General features: G+C 72.4%; 20 protein-coding genes. 11 read left to right on the plus strand and 9 right to left on the minus strand.

Annotated features, from left to right (window positions below; genetic code table 11):
* Window positions 1–50: 50 nt before the first annotated feature.
* Complete coding sequence (locus AB0I91_RS12400) at window positions 51–1661, minus strand: outer membrane protein assembly factor BamB family protein (protein ID WP_499636743.1); 1611 nt, start codon at window positions 1659–1661, stop codon at window positions 51–53.
* Between the two features lie 527 nt (window positions 1662–2188).
* Entirely contained in the window at window positions 2189–2758 is a 570-nt protein-coding gene (locus AB0I91_RS12405; protein WP_498778619.1) for a hypothetical protein, read from the minus strand.
* A gap of 112 nt (window positions 2759–2870) precedes the next feature.
* On the opposite strand from AB0I91_RS12405, the gene AB0I91_RS12410 reads away from it, so the two are divergent.
* Entirely contained in the window at window positions 2871–3305 is a 435-nt protein-coding gene (locus AB0I91_RS12410; protein WP_498778620.1) for an Hsp20/alpha crystallin family protein, read from the plus strand.
* A 235-nt stretch (window positions 3306–3540) separates the two neighbouring features.
* A complete protein-coding gene (locus AB0I91_RS12415) occupies window positions 3541–4065 on the plus strand; it encodes a DUF6886 family protein (RefSeq protein ID WP_499636745.1) in 525 nt (174 codons plus the stop codon).
* A 65-nt stretch (window positions 4066–4130) separates the two neighbouring features.
* Here AB0I91_RS12415 and AB0I91_RS12420 read toward each other — a convergent pair whose 3' ends face one another.
* Entirely contained in the window at window positions 4131–4361 is a 231-nt protein-coding gene (locus tag AB0I91_RS12420; RefSeq protein ID WP_499636747.1) for a hypothetical protein, read from the minus strand.
* Complete coding sequence (locus AB0I91_RS12425) at window positions 4358–4909, minus strand: SDR family oxidoreductase (RefSeq protein ID WP_499636749.1); 552 nt, start codon at window positions 4907–4909, stop codon at window positions 4358–4360. The genes AB0I91_RS12420 and AB0I91_RS12425 overlap by 4 nt, the downstream gene beginning before the upstream one ends.
* A gap of 246 nt (window positions 4910–5155) precedes the next feature.
* Between AB0I91_RS12425 and AB0I91_RS12430 the strand changes: the two genes are divergently transcribed.
* The 5 genes from AB0I91_RS12430 to AB0I91_RS12450 all read left to right on the plus strand — a co-directional run bounded on the left by AB0I91_RS12430 (window position 5156) and on the right by AB0I91_RS12450 (window position 9662).
* Window positions 5156–5797, plus strand: coding sequence for an HAD family hydrolase (locus AB0I91_RS12430; RefSeq protein ID WP_499636751.1), 642 nt, complete (start codon window positions 5156–5158; stop codon window positions 5795–5797).
* A complete protein-coding gene (locus AB0I91_RS12435; protein WP_499636753.1) occupies window positions 5794–6801 on the plus strand; it encodes a phosphotransferase family protein in 1008 nt (335 codons plus the stop codon). Before AB0I91_RS12430 ends, AB0I91_RS12435 begins: the two co-directional genes overlap by 4 nt.
* Window positions 6801–8012 (plus strand): acyl-CoA dehydrogenase family protein, encoded by a 1212-nt coding sequence (locus tag AB0I91_RS12440; RefSeq protein ID WP_499636755.1) that lies wholly within the window; start codon window positions 6801–6803, stop codon window positions 8010–8012. The genes AB0I91_RS12435 and AB0I91_RS12440 overlap by 1 nt, the downstream gene beginning before the upstream one ends.
* A 3-nt stretch (window positions 8013–8015) precedes the next feature.
* Complete coding sequence (locus AB0I91_RS12445) at window positions 8016–8450, plus strand: winged helix-turn-helix transcriptional regulator (RefSeq protein ID WP_499610496.1); 435 nt, start codon at window positions 8016–8018, stop codon at window positions 8448–8450.
* Window positions 8451–8840: 390 nt separating this feature from the next.
* The gene (locus AB0I91_RS12450) at window positions 8841–9662 is read left to right on the plus strand and encodes an SDR family NAD(P)-dependent oxidoreductase (protein ID WP_498778628.1); all 822 of its coding nucleotides are present in this window, start codon (window positions 8841–8843) and stop codon (window positions 9660–9662) included.
* Here AB0I91_RS12450 and AB0I91_RS12455 read toward each other — a convergent pair.
* Genes AB0I91_RS12455 through AB0I91_RS12470 form a run of 4 tightly spaced genes read right to left on the minus strand, consistent with a single transcriptional unit; the run spans window position 9617 to window position 14782 of the window.
* Entirely contained in the window at window positions 9617–11206 is a 1590-nt protein-coding gene (locus tag AB0I91_RS12455) for a dipeptide ABC transporter ATP-binding protein (RefSeq protein ID WP_499636757.1), read from the minus strand. The genes AB0I91_RS12450 and AB0I91_RS12455 overlap by 46 nt on opposite strands.
* On the minus strand, window positions 11203–12087 hold the full coding sequence (locus tag AB0I91_RS12460) for an ABC transporter permease (RefSeq protein WP_499636759.1): 885 nt from the start codon (window positions 12085–12087) through the stop codon (window positions 11203–11205). Before AB0I91_RS12460 ends, AB0I91_RS12455 begins: the two co-directional genes overlap by 4 nt.
* On the minus strand, window positions 12084–13040 hold the full coding sequence (locus AB0I91_RS12465; protein ID WP_498778631.1) for an ABC transporter permease: 957 nt from the start codon (window positions 13038–13040) through the stop codon (window positions 12084–12086). Before AB0I91_RS12465 ends, AB0I91_RS12460 begins: the two co-directional genes overlap by 4 nt.
* Window positions 13037–14782, minus strand: coding sequence for an ABC transporter substrate-binding protein (locus AB0I91_RS12470; protein ID WP_498778723.1), 1746 nt, complete (start codon window positions 14780–14782; stop codon window positions 13037–13039). The genes AB0I91_RS12465 and AB0I91_RS12470 overlap by 4 nt, the downstream gene beginning before the upstream one ends.
* A gap of 130 nt (window positions 14783–14912) precedes the next feature.
* On the opposite strand from AB0I91_RS12470, the gene AB0I91_RS12475 reads away from it, so the two are divergent.
* The 4 genes from AB0I91_RS12475 (at window position 14913) to AB0I91_RS12490 (ending at window position 18684) form a co-directional block, all read left to right on the plus strand.
* Window positions 14913–15740, plus strand: a complete 828-nt coding sequence (locus tag AB0I91_RS12475) for a M55 family metallopeptidase (protein WP_499636760.1) — start codon at window positions 14913–14915, stop codon at window positions 15738–15740.
* Complete coding sequence (locus tag AB0I91_RS12480) at window positions 15733–17019, plus strand: M20/M25/M40 family metallo-hydrolase (protein WP_499636762.1); 1287 nt, start codon at window positions 15733–15735, stop codon at window positions 17017–17019. The genes AB0I91_RS12475 and AB0I91_RS12480 overlap by 8 nt, the downstream gene beginning before the upstream one ends.
* Window positions 17020–17146: 127 nt before the next feature.
* Entirely contained in the window at window positions 17147–17794 is a 648-nt protein-coding gene (locus tag AB0I91_RS12485) for a hypothetical protein (protein WP_499636763.1), read from the plus strand.
* A complete protein-coding gene (locus AB0I91_RS12490; RefSeq protein ID WP_498778635.1) occupies window positions 17791–18684 on the plus strand; it encodes a hypothetical protein in 894 nt (297 codons plus the stop codon). The genes AB0I91_RS12485 and AB0I91_RS12490 overlap by 4 nt, the downstream gene beginning before the upstream one ends.
* Here AB0I91_RS12490 and AB0I91_RS12495 read toward each other — a convergent pair.
* Complete coding sequence (locus tag AB0I91_RS12495) at window positions 18665–19093, minus strand: MarR family winged helix-turn-helix transcriptional regulator (RefSeq protein WP_498778636.1); 429 nt, start codon at window positions 19091–19093, stop codon at window positions 18665–18667. The genes AB0I91_RS12490 and AB0I91_RS12495 overlap by 20 nt on opposite strands.
* Window positions 19094–19115 lie beyond the last annotated feature (22 nt).

Here is a 19115-nt window from a genome sequence, read left to right on the forward strand (position 1 = left end):
GCTCCAGTCGCCGGTCCTCACCGGGTCCGGCCGTTCCCCCGGTCCGACGGTCACAGGCCGAACGCGAGCAGCACGTCGCCGCCGTCCGGGTTCGGGTACTCCGGCGAGTAGCCCGCCTGCACGTACACCATCCCGTCGGCCACGACCGCGCCACCGCCACCACCGGAGATCGTGCCGCCGCGACCCGGCAGGCCGTTGACGCCGGTGAAGTCCCGGATCGTGTCGTAGGTCCACAGCACCCGGCCGTCACGCGCCGAGTACGCCCGCAGCTTGCCGTCGTTGCCGCCCTCCCACACCAGGCCCGGACTGCTCGTCACCGCCGGGCCGTGGCCCAGCGTGCAGACCTCCGGGTGCGCCGCGGCGCCGCCGGTCGTGCAGCCGTCCGCCGGGTTCGGCGTCTCCCACAGCACGCGGCCGGTGGCCGGGTCCACCGCGAACACCGTGCCCGGGTCGGCGAAGTACGTCGCGATGTAGAGCCGGTGCCCGTCGTAGCTCGTGCCCCACTGGATGCCCGAGATGCCGCCGTTGGGCAGCGGCACGCCCAGCTGCCGACGCCACACCACCTCGCCGGTCGCCGCGTCGAACACGTGGTAGACGCCCATCTTCTGCCCGACCCCGACCAGCCGCCGCCCGTCGACGGTGAACAGGTTCGGCGTCGCGCCGATGTCGTAGTCCAACGCCGAGCCGTCCTTCAGGCCGGGGCAGTAGCCCTCCGGGTCGGGGCTGGTGCACAACCCGCGCCACGTGTCGGCTTTCGTGACCTGGTTGCGCCACTTCACCGCGCCCGTGCGGTGGTCCAGCGCCAGCAACGTGTCGAAGTCGCCCGCGCTGCCGGTGTAGTTCTGGCCGGTGCCGACGTACACCGTGCCGCTGCGCGGGTCGACCACCGGCGAGCTCCACACCCCGGCGCCCGACGGCTCGTACCGGGTCGCGCCACTGGGCCACGTCCCGACCGCCTGCGGTTCGGGCACGGTGTAGTGGCGCCACACCAGTTCGCCGGTGCGCGCGTCGAGGGCGTCGATGTGGCCGCGGAACGTGCAGCACGGGTAGTTCGGGTCGTCGGTCCCGTCCGGGCTGGTGGCTGCGTTCTCACCGCTCGACGTGCCGACGTACACCTTCCCGTCGTGCACGATCGGTGAACTGGTCACCGTCGCCGCCGGGTGCGCGTCGACCTGCTCGGCCCACACCACCCGACCCGTGGCCTGGTCCAACGAGTAGACGAAGCCCCGGATGTCGCCGAAGTACACCCGCCCGCCCGACACCGACGGGCTGTCCCACGGGATTGCCGGCCGGGCGCCCGGAGCGATGCCGGAGAGGTCCGTCGTCCACACCTCCGCGCCGGTCTCCGCGTCCCGCGCGTGGAACTTCCCGTCCGGCCCGCCGAAGAACGCCACCCCGCCGACCACGGCGGGCTGGCTCCGCACCGGAGCCGCCGACTTCGGGAACGCGAACGCCCACTTCACCTTCAGCTTCGACACGGTGCGAGGCGTGATCCGCCACTCCGCCGCCGCGTACCGCGACCCGGACGCGTCCTTCGACCAGGTGACCCAGTCACCCGACCGCTCGGGCCGCCCCGGCGAGGCCGACGTGCCCCCGCCCCCGAGCAACGCCACCGCCGAAGCCGCCGCCACCAACGCCACTACCCGTTCAGAGATCGGCATTCCATCCCCCTGCCATCGTGGAAAGCCTCTCCACCGTGACAGCGGAACCCGACGACCACGAGCCACGAAAGGACCCGATCCCGTCGGGAGAAGGTCCACCCCGACCGAGCCGATCGGTTGATCCCGACCCACCCTCGACGGACTACCCTCCGCCGCCGACCCGACGGCCGGCACCACGGCCGCCGCCGCGTTCGGCGACCGGACCGACCCACGACCTGGTGACTCGATCCACGGCCCGACCGAAAGCTCGGACTGCCGTCGCGGAGGCGCAGGTCACCACCCTGCCGAGCGACCGGTCGCTCGGCAGGGTGGTGACCTGCAGAATCCCCGGTGCACCCCACGGAGTCGTCAGGGCGGCCCGCCGCGACGGTCCGTCAGGAGGGGTCGGCCGACCCCTCCACGGCGTCCGGCGGGCGGCACGAGCGCTGCGGGTGACGGCCGGTCGTCCGCCCCTGACGGCAGCCACCGGCCGATGTCAGGGGCGGCCAGTGGTCGCCACGTGGTGGTCAGCGGAGGTCAGGTGGTGGTCACTGGTTGTCGCGGAGCATCTGGTTGTCCCGCAGTGTCTGGGTGTCGCGTCGCACCTCCTCCGCCTGGTCGCCGACGGCCTGGATCTCCTGGGCCAGCTCCGGGTGACTGGTCCGCATCCTGCTCAGCGCCGCCATCAACGGCTCCAGCAGCGCCACGGCGTCGTCGGCCGCCAGCGCCTCGCGCACCACGACGTCCATCCGGCCGACCTGACCGGCCAGGCTGCGCAACGACGCCGCGTTGTCCCGGGCCCACTGCGACACCGCGCGGTCGGCCGCCCGCCGGTCCCGCTCGGCACGCACCCGGCCCTCGGCCGTCGCGCCCAGGTCGGACGGGCGCAGCCGCAGGTACCGGCGCTCCGCCGCCTGTCTGCTGGCCACCCCGAGCGCGGGCGCCAGCTCGGCCCAGCTGGTGCCCAACTCGCGTGCCGCGGCGATCAGCTGCGGTTCCCATCCGGCCAGCTCGTCGCGCAAGCGCCGCAGGAGGACCAGTGCGGACAGCACCTGCCCCGCACTGAGGTCTTCCCCGGTCGCCGCCGCTCGGACGGTCTCGTAATCCCCGATCGCCATGACGTCAACTTACCGACGACATCTGGTCTTGTCAACCGGATGACGACGTGGTACAACTGAATCGCAGCGCAATCACCAGCGCATTGACCACGTAGACCAGGAGGTGTTCCCGATGTTGATGCGCACGGACCCGTTCCGGGAGCTGGACCGGCTGGCGCAGCAGTTCTTCAGCGGGCCGGGCACCTGGTCGCGGCCGACGCCCATGCCGATGGACGCCTACCGCGCCGGGGACCAGTTCGTGGTGGAGTTCGACCTGCCCGGTGTCACGCCGGACGCCATCGACCTCGACGTCGAGCGCAACGTGCTCACCGTCAAGGCCGAGCGTCGCCCCAACCGCACCGACGACGTCGAGATGCAGCTGTCGGAGCGACCGCTGGGCGTGTTCTCGCGCCAACTGTTCCTCGGTGACTCGCTCGACGTCGACCGGATCAAGGCGGACTACGACTCCGGCGTGCTGACGCTGCGCATCCCGATCGCGGAGAAGGCGAAGCCGCGCAAGATCGCCATCGGCCAGACCGACGACGCCCCGAAGGAGATCAACGCCTGACACGTCGACGCCGTCGGATACCGGATGTGCGCCGGGTCTACGGCAGGTAGGCCCGGCGCACGTCGTCCACCGACCACGACTTCGCCCACACCCACCGCACTACGCCGACGGATCCATCGACGCGGTGCCGCCGCAACACGGTCGACCGCCCGGTCGGTCGCCGGCCCGGCAATCGGCGTGGCATCGGCGGAAATCGGTGGATCGTGCCGGCTGGCATCCGACAGGATCGCCGACCATGCGACCGGCACAGGGGGAAGTGCTGCACTTCTCCGAAGACCCCGCGATCACCCGGTTCGAGCCGCACGTCGCCGCCACCGCCCGGCAACCCGAGGCGTACGTGTGGGCCGTGGACCACGCACGGTCGCCCGACTACTGGTTCCCGCGCCAGTGCCCGCGCGCACTGACGTGGGTCGAACCCACCACCAGCGCCGAGGACCGGGCGTGGCTGGGCGTCGAGCGGGTCCACGCGATCGAGTACGGCTGGCTGCGCCGGATGCAGACCACCCGCCTCTACGCCTACCGGTTCGACGCCGGGGCGTTCCGGCCGTTCGGTGAACCGACCAACGCCCACGTGGCCACCGAACCGGTCGAACCGCTCGGCGCGCCCGAAGCGGTCGGCGACCTGCTCGCGTTGCACGAGGACGCGGGCATCGAGCTGCGGCTGATGGCCAACCTGTGGCCGTTCTGGCGGCGGGTGGTCGCGAGCACGCTCGGGTTCAGCGGGATCCGGCTGCGCAACGCCCTGCCCGAACCGGACTGACGAACGCGCGGCCACCACCACCGGACCGGCGCGAACTGGACTGCCACCAGCACGACCGCCGCAGCTCAGCGGAAGTCGGCGGCGTGGTCGCGTGCCCACCGGTCGAACGTCAGGCCGGGCCGACCCAGCACCTGCTCGACGTCCGGCGACACCCAGCTGTTGCCCTCGGGATGCCGGCCCATCTCCAGGAACCACTCGGCCACCACGGCCGGGTAGACGTCACGCCACAGCTCACGGGCCTCGGCCGGGGTCAGCTCCACGAACCGCACGTCACGGCCGATCGCCTCACCGATCATCCGCACCGCGTCCCGCCGACGCACGGGGGCCGGCCCGGTCGGCTGGTAGGTCCGCCCTCGCGCCCGTCCTCCACCAGCGCCGTCACCGCGATCGCCGCGATGTCGTCCTCGTTCACCATCGCGCTGTGCCAATCACCGAACGGCGCTCGCACGACACCCTCGTCGCGGATCGACGGCGCCCACTCCCTCGTGTTCGCCATGAACTCGCCCGGGAACAGGTGCGTCCACTCCATCCCGGACGACTCGATCGCCCGGTGGAACACCCGGTGCCACGACTCCAGCGGATCGTCGTCGGACCGGCTCGGGTCGTTGTGCCCGAGATGCGTCAAACGCCGCACCCCGGCGCCCACCAGCGCGTCCACGATGGCCGGGCCGTCGCCTTCCATCGACACCAGGTGCACCCGTTCCACCCCGCGCAACGCCGCCGACAGCGACGCCGGGTCGGTGAAGTCGCCGGCCACCACCTCGACGGCCGCGGGCAGCCGAGCGGCCGCCGGATCACGGGTCAACGCCCGGACCGGCCGCCCCGCGTCGAGCAGTCGACGCACCACGCATCGTCCGACGGTGCCGGTCGCACCGGTGACCAGAATCGGCATTGCTTCCTCCGGGCAAGACAAGAAGGCGCGACTCATAAGCCCTGGTGAGGACCCTGAGGAGCACGGTTCGATCGTCGAGTCGGACAATGCCGAAACAAATGCCGAATTGTCAAACGCGAACACGCTGTTCACGTTTTCCGGAAATGGGGACAACGACGCGGGGTTGCCCACATACCGACCGGTCGGTACCCTCGCGACGTGGACGAACGGCGCATCGACGCGGTGGTGTTGGACTGGGGTGGCGTGCTCACGGTCTCCGTGCCCGCCTTCATCGAGGACTGGCTGACTTCGGAGAACATCGACCGGGACCACTACCGCCGGACCATGCGGGACTGGATGGGCCGCGACGCGCTGCCCGACAGCCCGGTGGCCCGACTGGAGACCGGCGAACTCGGGACCGGCGAGTTCGAAGCGCTCCTGGCCGCCGAACTCACCACCCTCGACGGACGCGAGGTGGCGTCGAAGGGCCTGCTGCGCCGCATGTTCGGCAGCGCCCACCCCGACCCGAAGATGGTCGACCTGGTCCGCGAACTGCGCGCCGACGGTCTGCGGACCGTGCTGCTGTCCAACAGCTGGGGCGAGGGCTACCCCGAAGAGCTGCTGCTCGAGCTGTTCGACACGATCGTGATCAGCGGGCGGATCGGGCTGCGCAAGCCCGACCCGCGCATCTTCCGGCACACGCTGGACCAGATCGGCCTGCCCGCCGAACGGTGCGTGTTCTTCGACGACGCGCCGGTCAACGTCGACGCGGCGCAGGCGGTCGGCCTGCACGCCCACCGGCACACCGACGCCGACACGACCCGTGCGGTGATCGCCCAGCTCAGGGGAGTCGCCGCATGACCGAACTACCGGGCCTGGACCTCGACCGGCTCGCCGCGCACCTGGGCACCGGCCCGTTGACCGGCGACCTGATCCCCGGCGGACGGTCCAACCTGACCTACCGCGTCACCGATGGCCACGAGCGCTGGGTGCTGCGCCGCCCGCCGCTGGGCCACGTGCTGGCCACCGCGCACGACATGTCCCGCGAACACCGGGTGATCAAGGCCCTGGCCGACACCGCCGTGCCCGTGCCGCGCGTCGAGCTGCTGTGCGAGGACACCGACGTCATCGGCGCGCCGTTCTACCTGATGGAAGAGGTGCCCGGGGTGGCGCTGCGGCACCGCGACCAGTGCCCCTGGCTCACCCCGGACAAGGCGCGCACCCTGTCCGAACGGCTGGTCGACGTGCTCGCCGACCTGCACGCCGTCGACCCGAAGGAGGTCGGCCTGGGCGACTTCGGCCGACCGGACGGCTTCCTCAAGCGCCAGGTCGCCCGCTGGGGCAAGCAGCTCGACGCCTCCCGCAGCCGTGAGCTGCCCGGCATCGACGAGCTGCGCGACCGGCTCGCCGACAGCGTCCCCGAATCCGCCCGCGCCACGATCGTGCACGGCGACTACCGGCTGGACAACGTCCTGGTCACCGAGGACCCGCTGGACATCAGCGCGGTGCTGGACTGGGAGATGGCCACGCTGGGCGACCCGCTCGCCGACGTCGGCCTGCTGTGCGTGTACTGGAACGGCATCGGCGCGCGCGAGGACGACCCGATCACCGGCACCGTGCCGACGCTGCCCGGGTTCGCCGGCACCGACGAGCTGGTGCGCCGCTACGCCGAGCGCAGCGGCGCCGACACCGGCGGACTGGCCTGGTACACGGCGTTCGCCTACTTCAAGCTCGCCGTGATCCTCGAAGGCATCCACTTCCGCTTCACCCACGGCCAGACCGTGGGAGCGGGGTTCGACCAGATCGGCCAACTCACCCTGCCGCTGGTGCGCCAGGGACTCGCCGCGAGCTCAGGGGAGCACTGATGGACTTCGCCTACGACGCCAAGACCGAGGAACTGCGCGAGAAGCTGCTGCGGTTCATGGACGAGTTCGTCTACCCCGCCGAGCCGGTCGCCGAACGGCAGCTGGCCGACGCCGCGGACCCGTGGGCGCGCCCGCCGGTGTTGGAGGAGCTGAAGGCGGAGGCGCGCAGGCAGGGCCTGTGGAACCTGTTCCTGCCCGACCCCGAGCACGGCGGCGGCCTGACCAACCTGCAGTACGCGCCGCTGGCCGAGATCACCGGCCGCAGCCCGCACCTGGCGCCCGAGGCGCTCAACTGCGCCGCGCCGGACACCGGGAACATGGAGGTGCTGGCGATGTTCGGCACCGAGCAGCAGAAGAAGCAGTGGCTGCGGCCCCTGCTGGACGGCGAGATCCGGTCGGCGTTCTGCATGACCGAGCCGGACGTCGCGTCCTCCGACGCCACCAACATCGCCACCAGCATCACCCGCGACGGCGACGAGTACGTCGTCAACGGCACCAAGTGGTGGTCGTCGGGCGCGATGAACCCCAACTGCGCGATCTTCATCGTGATGGGCAAGACCGACCCGGACGCCGAACCGCACCGCCAGCAGGCCATGATCCTGGTGCCGCGCGACACGCCGGGCGTGCACGTCAAGCGCGGCATGCACGTGTTCGGCTACACCGACGCCTCCCACGGCGGGCACGCCGAGATCGTCTTCGACAACGTCCGCGTGCCGGCCGACAACCTGATCGCCGGCGAGGGCGAGGGCTTCGCGATCGCCCAGGCCCGTCTCGGTCCCGGCCGCATCCACCACTGCATGCGGCTGATCGGTATCGCCGAGCGCGCGCTGGAACTGCTGTGCCGCCGCGCGATCTCGCGCGTCGCGTTCGGGCAGCCGATCGCGCGCCAGGGTGTCGTGCAGGAGTGGATCGCCGAGTCGCGGGTGCGGATCGAGCAGGCCAGGCTGCTGGTGCTCAAGACGGCGTGGCTGATGGACACCGTCGGCAACAAGGGCGCGCACACCGAGATCCAGGCCATCAAGATCGGCACGCCGCTCATGGCCGAGTGGGTGCTGGACAAGGCGATCCAGGCGCACGGCGCGGGCGGCGTGAGCCAGGACTTCCCGCTGGCCGAGCTGTGGGCCGCGGCGCGGACCCTGCGCCTGGCCGACGGCCCCGACGAGGTGCACCGGATGTCGTTGGCGAAGCGGGAGCTCAAGCGGTATTTGTGACTGGTGAGCGACTTCGACGTGTTCCTCGCCGACTGCCCCGCCCGCACGACCCTGGAGGTCGTCGGGCACACCTGGTCGGTGGTGGTCGTCGTCGCGCTGGGCGACGGGCCGCTGCGGTACGGGGAGCTGCTGGACCGGATCGGCGGCATCAGCAACAAGATGCTCACCCAGACCCTGGCTCGGCTGCGGGGCAACGGGCTGCTGACGAGCGTGGACGGGTGGCACGACCTGACCGACCTGGGTCGGTCGCTGCTCACACCCGTCCGCGCGCTCGCGGCGTGGGCCGAGGAGCACACCGGCGAACTGCTTGACGCCCGGCGGGACGCCGACGTGGACGCGGGCGTAGACGCGGGCGTCGATGCCGATGTACTCGACGCGGGGCACCAGGCCCCGCCACGGGACGAACCGCTCGACGTGCGGCGGCACGCGGTGCGATAGCAGGGCGGCAGCACGTAGTGCGGCGGGCGCGAGGGCGGCGGGGTCCGTGGGCGGGTAGGCAGGCGGCCGGTGTCCGATGTCCCGAGGCCCGGGGTGGTGGTCCCGGGGGATGTTCAGGGGCGGGGTCTACCGGGGCGTCCCGAGGGCGAGTGTCCCGGCGCGTCTGTCCCAGGGCGAGTGTCCCGAGGCGGCCTCCGGTGAGCCGGCGGGCCATGGGTTGGTTGCCGGCCTCGTTGTTTCAACCGACGTTCGAGTTCAATGATAACGCCGTATTCTTTGAAGGTCGCGAGCAGGTTCACCCGTTCGTGCACGACACGGGGTGTGAAAGCGCAGGTCAGAGCGATACGTGAGGAACCGATCGGTTCCTGGACCTGCGCGATCATGGCCGACATGACCCGCATCTCCGTCGTCACCGGCGCCAACCAGGGCCTGGGTTTCGCCCTCGCCGAAGGCCTCGCGCACCGCGCCGCCCCGTCCGACGTCGTCTACCTCACCGGTCGCGACGCCGGTCGGGTCGCGGACGCCGCCGCCCGCATCGACCACGCCGCGATCCGCACCCACGTGCTGGACGTCAGCGACGGCCACGCCGTCGCCGCCTTCGCCGACGACCTGCGCGAACGGCACGGTGGGGTGGACGTCATGCTCTCCAACGCCGCCGCCAGGCTCACCCCCGGCGCGCCGTGGGGCGACCAGGTCGGACCCTTCGTCGCCACCAACAACCTCGGCACCACCCACGTGCTGCGCGCGTTCACCCCACTGCTGCGCCCCGGCGGCGCGCTGCTGGTCGTGGCCAGCTCCTTCGGCACCGTGCGCCAACTGCCCCACCACCTGCACGAGCACTTCGCCGCACGGTCGCTCGACGACGTCGACGCCACGATGCTCGCCTGGCGCGACGCCGTGCTCGACGGCACCGCAGCCGCCCAGGGCTGGCCGGACTGGATCAACATCCCGTCCAAGGTCGGCCAGGTCGCCGCCGTGCGCGCGGTGGCCGCCGAACGCCGCGACGCCGACTCGGCCACCGGCACGCTGATCGCCGCCGTCTGCCCCGGCCTGGTCGACACCGACGCCTCCCGCCCGTGGTTCTCCGACATGAGCGGCGCGGCCAGTCCGGCCGAGGCGGCGAAGCCGTTGCTCGACCTGGCGCTCGGCGCGCGCCGCCCGGAGCACTACGGCGAGCTGGTCCAGTTCGGCCGGGTGTTGCGCTGGTCGTGAGGCACGGCCGCGAGCAGGGTGCGCGTGTAGTCGTGCCGCGGTGACAGCAGCACCTGCTCCACCGTGCCCTGCTCCACCAGCTCGCCCCGGTACATCACCGCGACCCGGTCGGCGATCGTCCACGCCAGACCGAGGTCGTGGGTGATCACCAGCGCCGCCAGGCCCAGCTCACGGCGCAGCCGCAGCAGCAGCGCCAGGATCTCCCCGCGCACGGAGGCGTCCAGCGACGCCACCGGCTCGTCGGCCACCAGCAGCCGCGGGCCCAGCGCCAACGCGCCCGCGATCACCACGCGTTGGCGCTGGCCGCCGGACAGCTCGTGCGGCAACGACGGGAAGAACAGCTCCGGTGGCCGCAGCTCGGCCTGCGACAACGCCTCGGCGACCCGCGCGGACTCGTCGCCGGGCACCCGGTGGATGCGCAGGCCCTCCGCGACCGCCTCGTACACCGAGTGCCGGGGGTTCAGCGCGCTCGTCGGGTCCTGCAGCACCAGCTGCACCTGCCGCCGGTACGCGCGCAGACCCGCCGCCGACCGGGGGAGTTCGACGCCCTCGAACAGCACCCGGCCCGCGGTCGGCTTCTGCAGTCCCAGCAACGTGCGGGCCAACGTCGTCTTGCCCGAGCCGGACTGGCCGACCAGCGCGACGATCTCCCCGGCCCGCACCTCCAGGTCGACCCCGGCCACGGCCTGCGTCGCGCCGAACGACACCCGCACGCCCTCCGCCCGCAGCAGCACCGGCCCGTCCGGGGCGACCTCCGACGGCGTCACGTGCCTCGACGCCGGATCGCCCACGGTCGGGAACGCCGCCGCCAACGCCTGCGTGTGCGGGTGGGTCGGCGCCGCGATCACCTCCCGCGCCGGCCCCTCCTCCACGACCTGCCCGTGCCGCATCACGGCCAGCCGGTCGCACGTCGAGGCCAGCACGGACAGGTCGTGGCTGATCATCACCAGCCCGATCCCGCGCTCGGCCACCAGCCGCTTGAGCAGGTCGAGCACCTGCGCCTGCACCACGACGTCCAGCGCCGTGGTCGGCTCGTCGGCGATGACCAGGCGCGGCTCGCACGCCAACGCCATCGCGATCATCACCCGCTGCTTCTGCCCGCCCGACAGCTCGTGCGGGTAGGCCCGCGCCGCCCGCGCCGGCAGCTCCACCTGGTCCAGCAGCGCCGACACCGACCCGGTCACGCCGTGCAGCCGCATCGGCTCGGCGATCTGCTCCCCGACCCGGTGCACCGGGTTCAACGCGTGCATCGCGCCCTGGAACACCACCGACGCCGCCGCCCACCGCACCGCCCGCAGCCGGCCCCACGACATCCCCTGCACGTCCTCGCCGTCGAGCAGCACCTGGCCCTCGACGCGGGCGTTGCGCGGCAGCAACCGCAGCACCGACATCGCCACCGTCGACTTCCCGCAGCCCGACTCCCCCGCCAACCCCAGCGTCCGCCCCGCCTCCAGCGCCAGCGACACCGACCGCACCGCGGTCGCCTCGCCGCGCGCGGTCCGGTAGTGCACGCTCAGGTCGCGCAACTCCAGCAGGCTGCTCACCGCTCCCCCTTCAGCCGCGGGTTGAGCACCGTCTCCAGGGCCCGCCCGCACAGCGTGAACGCCAGCACCACGCACACCACGCCCAGACCCGGCGGCACCAGGAACCACCACGCCCGCTGCGAGACCGCGCCGTGCATGTTCGCCGCGTGCAGCAGCGACCCCCACGACACCCGCGTCGGGTCGCCCAACCCCAGGAACGACAGGGTCGACTCCGCCACGATCGCACTGGCCACCGTCAACGTCGTGTTCACGAACACCAGCGGCAGCACGGCGGGCAGCACGTGCCGCCCGATCACGTGCCCGTGGCCGCCGCCCAACGCGCGGGACCGCTCGATGAACGGCCGCGCCTCCACCGCCAGCGTCTGCGCCCGCACCAGCCGCGCCGTCGCCGGCCACGACGTCACCCCGATCGCCAGCACGATCGTGCCGAGCCCGCGCGGCAGCACGGTCGACAGCGCGATCGCCAGCACCAGCGACGGCAGCACCAGGAAGAAGTCGGTGAACCGCATCAGCACCGCCGACAGCCACCCGCCGAAGTGCGCCGCCGCGATCCCGACCACGGTGCCGATCAGCACCGACAACACCGTGGCCGCGAGCCCCACGACCAGCGAGATCCGGGTGCCCCACCACGTCAGCAGCAGCACCGAACGCCCGTTGTGGTCCGTGCCCAGCCAGTGCTCCGAGGACGGCGGCTCCCACGGCCGCGCGGTCACCCGCGTCACGTCCAGCCCCGACGCGTCGGTCACCCACGGCGCCAGCACCGCCAGCACCGCGATCACCGCCAACCCGATGAGCCCCACGAGGCCGCCGCGCTGGGAGGCGAACGCCCGCCACGTCGCCCGCGCCGCGGCCCGCCGCCGCTGCCACGCGATCGTCGTCACGACGCACGCACCCGCGGGTCCAGGACCCGGTACAGCAGGTCCGCGAACACGTTCATGGTGATCACCGCTCCCGCCAGCACCACGAACGTGCCCTGCAGCAGCGGCAGGTCCGGGCCGGTCAGCGCCTCGTAGGTCAACAGCCCCAGCCCCGGCCAGGAGAACACCGTCTCCACCGTGATCGCGCCCGACACCACCAGCCCCAGGTGCAGGAACACCAGGGTCACGGTCGGCAGCAGCGCGTTGGGCACCGCGTGCCGGCGCCGCACCAGGTCGTCGCGCAACCCCTTCGCCCGCGCCGTGGTCAGGTAGTCGGCGTGCATCTCCTCCAGCAACGACGACCGCATCACCAGCAGGTACTGCGCGTAGACCACGGCGATCATGGTCAGGCACGGCAGCACCATGTGGTGGGCCACGTCGACCGCCTGCGACAGGAAGTCCGGCGGCGTGTCCGGGTAGCGCATGCCGCCGCTGGGGAACAGGTCGCCGGTCGCCAGCGACAGCAGCATGCCCAGCCAGAACGTCGGCATCGCCCACTGCGCCAGCGCCAGCCCGGTGGAGATCCGGTCCGACCGCGACCCGCGCCGCCACGCGCCCCGGATGCCCAGCCACAGCCCGATCACCACGGCCAGCACGGTCGACGTGCCGGTCAGCAGCACGGTCGGCCACAGCCGTTCGCCGATCAGCTCCAGCACCGGCCTGCTGTAGACGTAGGAGGTGCCGAAGTCGCCGCGCAGCGCCGCGGTCAGGTAGTCGAGGAACTGCTCATCCAACGGCTTGTCCACGCCCAGCCGCGCGCGCAGCTCGGCGAGCTGGTCGCCGGTCACCGGGCGGCCGCGCGTCATCGCGACCACCGGGTCGCCGGGGATCACCCGGAACAGCAGGAACCCCAGCGCCACCACGAACAGCAGGCTGACCAGCGCGCCGCCGACCTTGCCCGCCAGGTGCCGGATCACTCGCGGTCCTCCGCGCGCAGCCCGCGCCGCCGGCCGATCAGCCACGCGCCGCCGACCAGCACGATCAACGCGCCGCCGACCACGCCGAGCACCAGGCCCGTGCCGGACCCGGTCGGCTCCCCGGTCGACGCGACCGGCGTCGCGCCGTAGTAGCCCCACACGCCGTTCTGGGCCATGATCACGCCGCCCGGGTCGGGCTGCACGGGGAACGAGGCGAACTTGTCGCTGCGGTAGGCCTCCAGCGCGTTGTCGTAGCCCAGCACCACGGCCGGCACCTGGTCGTAGAACCGCTGCTGCATCTGCCGCACGAGCTCGCGCCGCTTCGCCGGGTCGAACTCGGCGCGCTGCCGCGCGTAGAGGGCGTCGTACTCCGGGTCGCAGAAGAACGTGTCGGTGGTGCCGCCCTTGCCGTCGGCGTTGGGCCGCTGGCCGCACGTGTGCAGCGACAGGATGAAGTCCGGGTCCGGGTTGGTGCCCCACCCGGAGAACACCAGGTCGAACGTCCCGGCCGTGCTGGACTCGTTGAGCTGGTTGTCCGACACGATCTGCACGTCGACCACGATGCCCAGGTCGGCCAGCGACCGCTTGACGAACTCGCCGGCCTGCTCGTCGTAGGCGCGGCTCGCGTGCCCGAGCAGCCGCAGCTCCATCCGCCTGCCCTGCGGCGAGACGCGGATGCCGTCCGCGCCGCGCGCGTAGCCCGCCCGGTCCAGGTCGGCGTTGGCCGCGGCCGGGTCGTAGGGGTGCGCCTGCTCCGGCGTGAAGTGGTAGTCGCCGAACACCGGCGGGATCGGGCCGGTGCCGCGCTGCGCGTAGCCGCCGTTGACCTTGGCGATGATCCCGTCCAGGTCCAGCGACTTGGCGATCGCCCGGCGCACCACCACGTCCTTCAACGCCGGGTGGCCGTCGCCGATCGGCTCGCCGGTGCGCGTCGCCGCACCCGAGTTGATCACGATCTCGTTGAAGCGGCGGCCCTGCGCCTGGTTGCGCGTGATGCCTTCCTTGTCCTTGAGCGAGTCGAACTGCGCCGGCCCCATCCGGTTGACCAGGTCGACCTCGCCCTTGCCCAGCGCCTGCACCGCGGCGTCGGAGGTCTTGTAGTAGGTGAACGTCAGCTCGTCGTACTTGGGCGCGCCGCGCCAGTAGTCCTTGTTCGCCTTGAACCGGATGAACTCGTTGGCCCGGTACTCGGTCAGGATGAACGGCCCGCTGCCCACCACGGGGGTCTGGTCGTTGCGGTACTCGCCGATGTCGGTGACCTTCGACCACACGTGCGCGGGCACGATCGGCACGTCCAGCGCCAGCATCGTCGCCTGCGGCTGCTTGGTCTTGACCACCAGCGTGCGGTCGTCGGTCGCGGTCACCGACTCGAAGTCGGCGGTGAAGCTGCCGTTGGCCGTGGCGGCGGTCTCGTCGCGCATCATCAGGTCGTAGGTGAACGCCACGTCCTTGGCGGTGATCGGCTGCCCGTCGGACCACTTCTTGCCCTCGGGCACGTGGAAGGTCCACGTCAGCCGGTCCTCGGAGGACTCCCACCGGTCGGCCAGGCCCTCCACCGGGCGCTGGTCCTTCACGTCGTAGGCGGTCAGGTAGTCGTACATCAGCCTGCCGACCTCGGTGCCCGCCTGGAAGACCGACAGGAACGGGTTGAGCGAATCCACCTGCTGGGTGATCGCCACCCTCAAGGTCACCGCCTGTTGCGCCTGCGCCGGTGTCGGCGCGAGCACTACCACCATCGTCATCGCCGCCGTGACCGCGCCGAACCGTCGGATACCCACAGTGACCGCCTCCCGCCCGTGCGTGGAAGTCAAGAAGTAACCACTACGTTGTGGCGCGCGTCAAGAACCGACATCACCTCGGTACGGTGAACGCATGCGGATCTTGATCTCGGCCGACATGGAAGGGGCGACGGGGGTCACCTGGACCGCCGACGTCGTCCCGCAGACCGAGCAGTGGCAGCGGTTCCGGCGGCTGTTCACCGGCGACGTCAACGCCTGCGTCGCGGGCGTGCGCGCGGGCGGCGCGACCGACGTGCTCGTCAACGAGGCCCACTCCTCCCAGCGCAACCTCCTGCTGGAGGACCTCGACACCGGGGCGCGGCTGCTCACCGGGCGGCACAAGCCGCTGTCGATGATGCAGGGCGTCGACTCCGGCGTGGACGGCGTGGTGTTCCTCGGCTACCACGCGGGCGCGGGCCAGGAGGGCGTCCTCGCGCACACCTACCTGGAGAACTCCATCACCGGCGTGTGGCTGGACGGCGTGCCCGCGAGCGAGGGCAGGCTCAACGCCGCGCTGGCCGCCGAGCACGGCGTCCCCGTGCTGCTCGTCACCGGCGACGACAAGGCGTGCGACGACGCCCGCGACTACGCGCCCGACGCCGGCGTCGTCGCCGTCAAGGAGTGCGTCAGCCGCTACGCCGCCGTCTGCTCACCCCCGCAGGTGACTTCCGGGCTGATCACCGAAGCCGCCCGCGCCGCCATGGGCCGCGCCGGACGCGGACCGGGCGCCGTCGCGCCGCACCGGGTCGAGGTCGAGTTCGACGCCACCCACCTGGCCGCCGCCGCGGCCGTGGTACCCACGGTGGTGCAGGTCGGGGCACGCCGGGTCGGGTTCGACGCCGCGTCCATGACCGCGGCGATGCAGGCGTTCAAGGTCGTCACCGCGATCGCCGCGGGAGCAGTGGAGGGCATCTATGGCTGAGGACGTCGTCGACCTGTGCGCCGCGCTGCTGCGCTTCGACACCACCAACCGCGGCGGCGGCGAGTCCGCCGGCGAACGGGAGGCCGCCGAGTTCGTCGCCGCGCACCTGGACGCCGTCGGCGTGCCGGCCACCGTGCTCGAACCCGCGCCGCGCCGGGCCAACGTGCTGGCCCGCGTGCCCGGCACGGAACCGGGGCTGCCCGCGCTGCTCGTGCAGGCGCACCTGGACGTGGTGCCCGCCGACGCCGCCGAGTGGAGCGTGCCGCCGTTCGCCGGGATCGAGCGCGACGGCTACCTGTGGGGCCGCGGCGCGGTCGACATGAAGGACATGATCGCCATGGTCCTCGCCGTGCTGGGCGCCTGGTCCCGCGAGGGGCGACGGCCGCGCCGCGACGTCGTGCTCGCGTTCGTCGCCGACGAGGAGGACCGCGGCGAGTTCGGCGCGCACTGGCTGGTCGACCACCACGCCGACTTCTTCGCCGGCTGCGCCACCGCGATCGGCGAGTCCGGCGGCTACTCCTACCCCGTCGGCGACCGGCGGGTCTACCCCATCGGCACGGCCGAGCGCGGCACCTCCCACCTGCGGCTCACCGCCACCGGGCGCGCTGGGCACGGCTCGCGCCGCAACGACGACAACGCCGTGGCCAAGCTCCTCGCCGCGCTCGCCCGCGTCGCCGCCATCGAGCACCCCGTGCGGCTCACGCCCACCGTGCGGGCGTTCGTCGAACGGGTCGGCGCCGCGCTCGACGTGCCGGTCGACCTGGCCGACGTCGACGCCACCATCGCCCGGTTCGGCCCCGCCGCGAAGCTGGTCGAGAACACCGTCCGCAACAGCGTCACGGCCACCGTGCTACGAGCCGGGTACAAGGTGAACGTGATCCCCGGCAGCGCCACCGCCGAGCTGGACGTGCGCACCCTGCCCGGCGCCGCGGACGAGCTGCTGGCCTCGATCGACGTCGCCCTCGGCGCGGACGTGCGACGCGAGTTCATCGCCGACGAACCGCCCGTGCAGGCCCCGATCGACTCGCCCTGGTTCGACGCCATGGCCGCGGCGCTGCGCGCGGAGGACCCCGAGGCCGTGGTCGTGCCCTACTGCATGGGCGGCGGCACGGACGCCAAGGCGTTCAGCCGGCTGGGCATCGACTGCTACGGCTTCGCCCCGCTGTCGCTGCCCGCCGGCTACGACTACCGCGCCATGCCGCACGGCGTCGACGAACGCGTGCCCGTGGACGGGCTCCGCTTCGGCGCCCGCGTCCTCGACCGGTTCCTGTCCTCTTAACGCCCCTTCACACGATCGGGTGCACCGGCCCGCGTATCCCCACCCATCGGCTCACCCTCCTAGCTCGGGGAGTGATGGTGAAGGAGGCCGGATCGTGTGGGCGCGAATCACCAGAGGAGCAGTGGCGGTGGCGGTCGCCGTGGGCGTCGCCTCGTGCGAGAGCGGGGTGTTCGACCGCCCGGGCGGCGACACCACGACCGACCCGACGACGAGCACCCGGACCACCGGCAGCGGTTCGGGTGCGGACAGGACGACCACCACGGGCAACGGGGGCACCCGGTACGGCTGGTTCCTTCCCGAGGGACCGGACTCGCCGAGCTTCTCCGAGGACAACGTGTACCGGCCACTGAAGTCGCACGACTGCGGCAAGGCCCAGACGACCCTGGACGACGAGTGGAGCGCCATGACGTCCCCGCGCAACGTGCTGCTCTACCAGGCCGGGGTCCACCTGTGCCGGGGCGAGGGGTCGGCCGGCCGCGCGATGTACGACCGCGCCTCCCGCTACGGCTGGGCGGTGAACCGCGGCCCCGACGGCAGCGGCGAGGTCGACTGCGCGACCTACCAGGCCGTGCGCAGCGTCCTGGAGCAGCAGGCGCACGACGCGTTCCCCTGCACCGAGGGCCGCCCGCCCGGGTGGCCGACCGACACGGACCGTGACGACCCGCGCACCGACCCCACGACGACCACGAGGACAAGCACGACCACCGCGACCACCACCCGCACGACGACGACCACCACCACAAGGACCACCACGACGACCACGACCACGCCATGACCACCCCGGCCGACCGGGACGCGCCCGGCAAGGGCCCCGACCAGCCGGACGCGGTGCAACGCGTCGGCGAGGCGCTGGCCAACGTCACCGTGCTCACCGGGCTGCTGGTGTACTTCGGCTGGCGGCGCAGCGACGTGCAGGCCCGTGAGCTGGGCATCGACAGCTCCGTGCTCGGCATGACCACCACGGACTACGTGCTGCGCAGCGTCGGACCGGTGTTCCTGCTGCTGGCCGTCGTCGTGGGGATCGCCCTGGTCTGCCGGTGGCTGGAACCCCGCGTCCGCGCGGCGGGCGACCGGCCGGGCAGGCGCGCCCGCGCGCTGTCGGTGACGCTGTCGCTGGCCTGGCTGATCCTGCCCGCCCTGACCGTGGCGCTCGGGCTGCTGTTCCCGATCACCAGCTTCTACGCCTTCCCGCTCGCGGTCGGCGGCGGGATCCTGCTGTCGCTGTACGCGAGCCGCCTGCGCCGCCCCGACGCGCACCCGACGTGGACCAGGGTGCTGGTCTTCGCCGTCGTGTCGCTCTCGCTGTTCTGGTCGGCGGGCAACTACGCCGAGGTCCGGGGCGTCGAACTGGCCCGCGCCTACGCCGCCGACGTGCACGGGCAGACCGCCGTCGTCGTCTACGCCGGGGAACGCCTGCACATCACCGCGCCCGGCGCCTGCGAGGAACCCCTGCCCGCCGACGGCTCCCGCTACCGGTTCCGCTACCTGGGCCTGCGCCTGTTCGCCAAGGTCGGCGCCAAGTACTTCCTGGTCTCCGACGGCTGGACCCGGGAGCGCGGCACCGTGGTCGTGCTCGCCGACAACGACGACATCCGCGTCGAACTGGGCCACGGCGGACAGGCGCGCGCACCGGGCTGCCCGGGCGCTACAGGTCCGGGTCGGTGATCTCGCGCAACCGGGCCAGCGCGTCCAGCAGCGCCACCATCCTCGGCCGGCCCAGGTGCGCGGTCCACTCCCGCTGCACCTCGGCGATCGCGGCCAGGCAGACCGGGATCGCCCGGCGCCCGCGCTCGGCCACCCGGATCAGCCGGGCCCGCGCGTCGGTCGGGTCCGGGCCGCGCTCCACGTAACCGGCGCGTTCGAGCTGGTCGACCAGGAAACCGGCGGTCTGCTTGGTGATCCGGGCGGCCTCCGCGAGCTCCGTCAGCCGCGACCCGTCCCGGGCGATCCGGTGGAACACCCGCGCCTGCGCGGGCGTCACGTCGTCGAACCCCGCCTCCGCCAGGGCGGCGAACACCCGGTTCTCGAGCTCGCGGTGCGGCAGGTACAGCAACAGGCCGAGGTCGTCGGGCACGTCACTCCTTGACATCGGTCAG

The sequence above is a fragment of the Actinosynnema sp. NPDC049800 genome (assembly GCF_040656635.1).
GTDB lineage: Bacteria > Actinomycetota > Actinomycetes > Mycobacteriales > Pseudonocardiaceae > Actinosynnema.

Coding starts and splice junctions, on each gene's coding strand:
- AB0I91_RS12400 (WP_499636743.1), bottom strand. CDS start 1,661: ATGCCGATCTCTGAACGGGTAGTGGCGTTGGTGGCGGCGGCTTCGGCG.
- AB0I91_RS12405 (WP_498778619.1), bottom strand. CDS start 2,758: ATGGCGATCGGGGATTACGAGACCGTCCGAGCGGCGGCGACCGGGGAA.
- AB0I91_RS12410 (WP_498778620.1), top strand. CDS start 2,871: ATGTTGATGCGCACGGACCCGTTCCGGGAGCTGGACCGGCTGGCGCAG.
- AB0I91_RS12415 (WP_499636745.1), top strand. CDS start 3,541: ATGCGACCGGCACAGGGGGAAGTGCTGCACTTCTCCGAAGACCCCGCG.
- AB0I91_RS12420 (WP_499636747.1), bottom strand. CDS start 4,361: ATGATCGGTGAGGCGATCGGCCGTGACGTGCGGTTCGTGGAGCTGACC.
- AB0I91_RS12435 (WP_499636753.1), top strand. CDS start 5,794: ATGACCGAACTACCGGGCCTGGACCTCGACCGGCTCGCCGCGCACCTG.
- AB0I91_RS12440 (WP_499636755.1), top strand. CDS start 6,801: ATGGACTTCGCCTACGACGCCAAGACCGAGGAACTGCGCGAGAAGCTG.
- AB0I91_RS12450 (WP_498778628.1), top strand. CDS start 8,841: ATGACCCGCATCTCCGTCGTCACCGGCGCCAACCAGGGCCTGGGTTTC.
- AB0I91_RS12470 (WP_498778723.1), bottom strand. CDS start 14,782: ATGACGATGGTGGTAGTGCTCGCGCCGACACCGGCGCAGGCGCAACAG.
- AB0I91_RS12475 (WP_499636760.1), top strand. CDS start 14,913: ATGCGGATCTTGATCTCGGCCGACATGGAAGGGGCGACGGGGGTCACC.
- AB0I91_RS12480 (WP_499636762.1), top strand. CDS start 15,733: ATGGCTGAGGACGTCGTCGACCTGTGCGCCGCGCTGCTGCGCTTCGAC.
- AB0I91_RS12490 (WP_498778635.1), top strand. CDS start 17,791: ATGACCACCCCGGCCGACCGGGACGCGCCCGGCAAGGGCCCCGACCAG.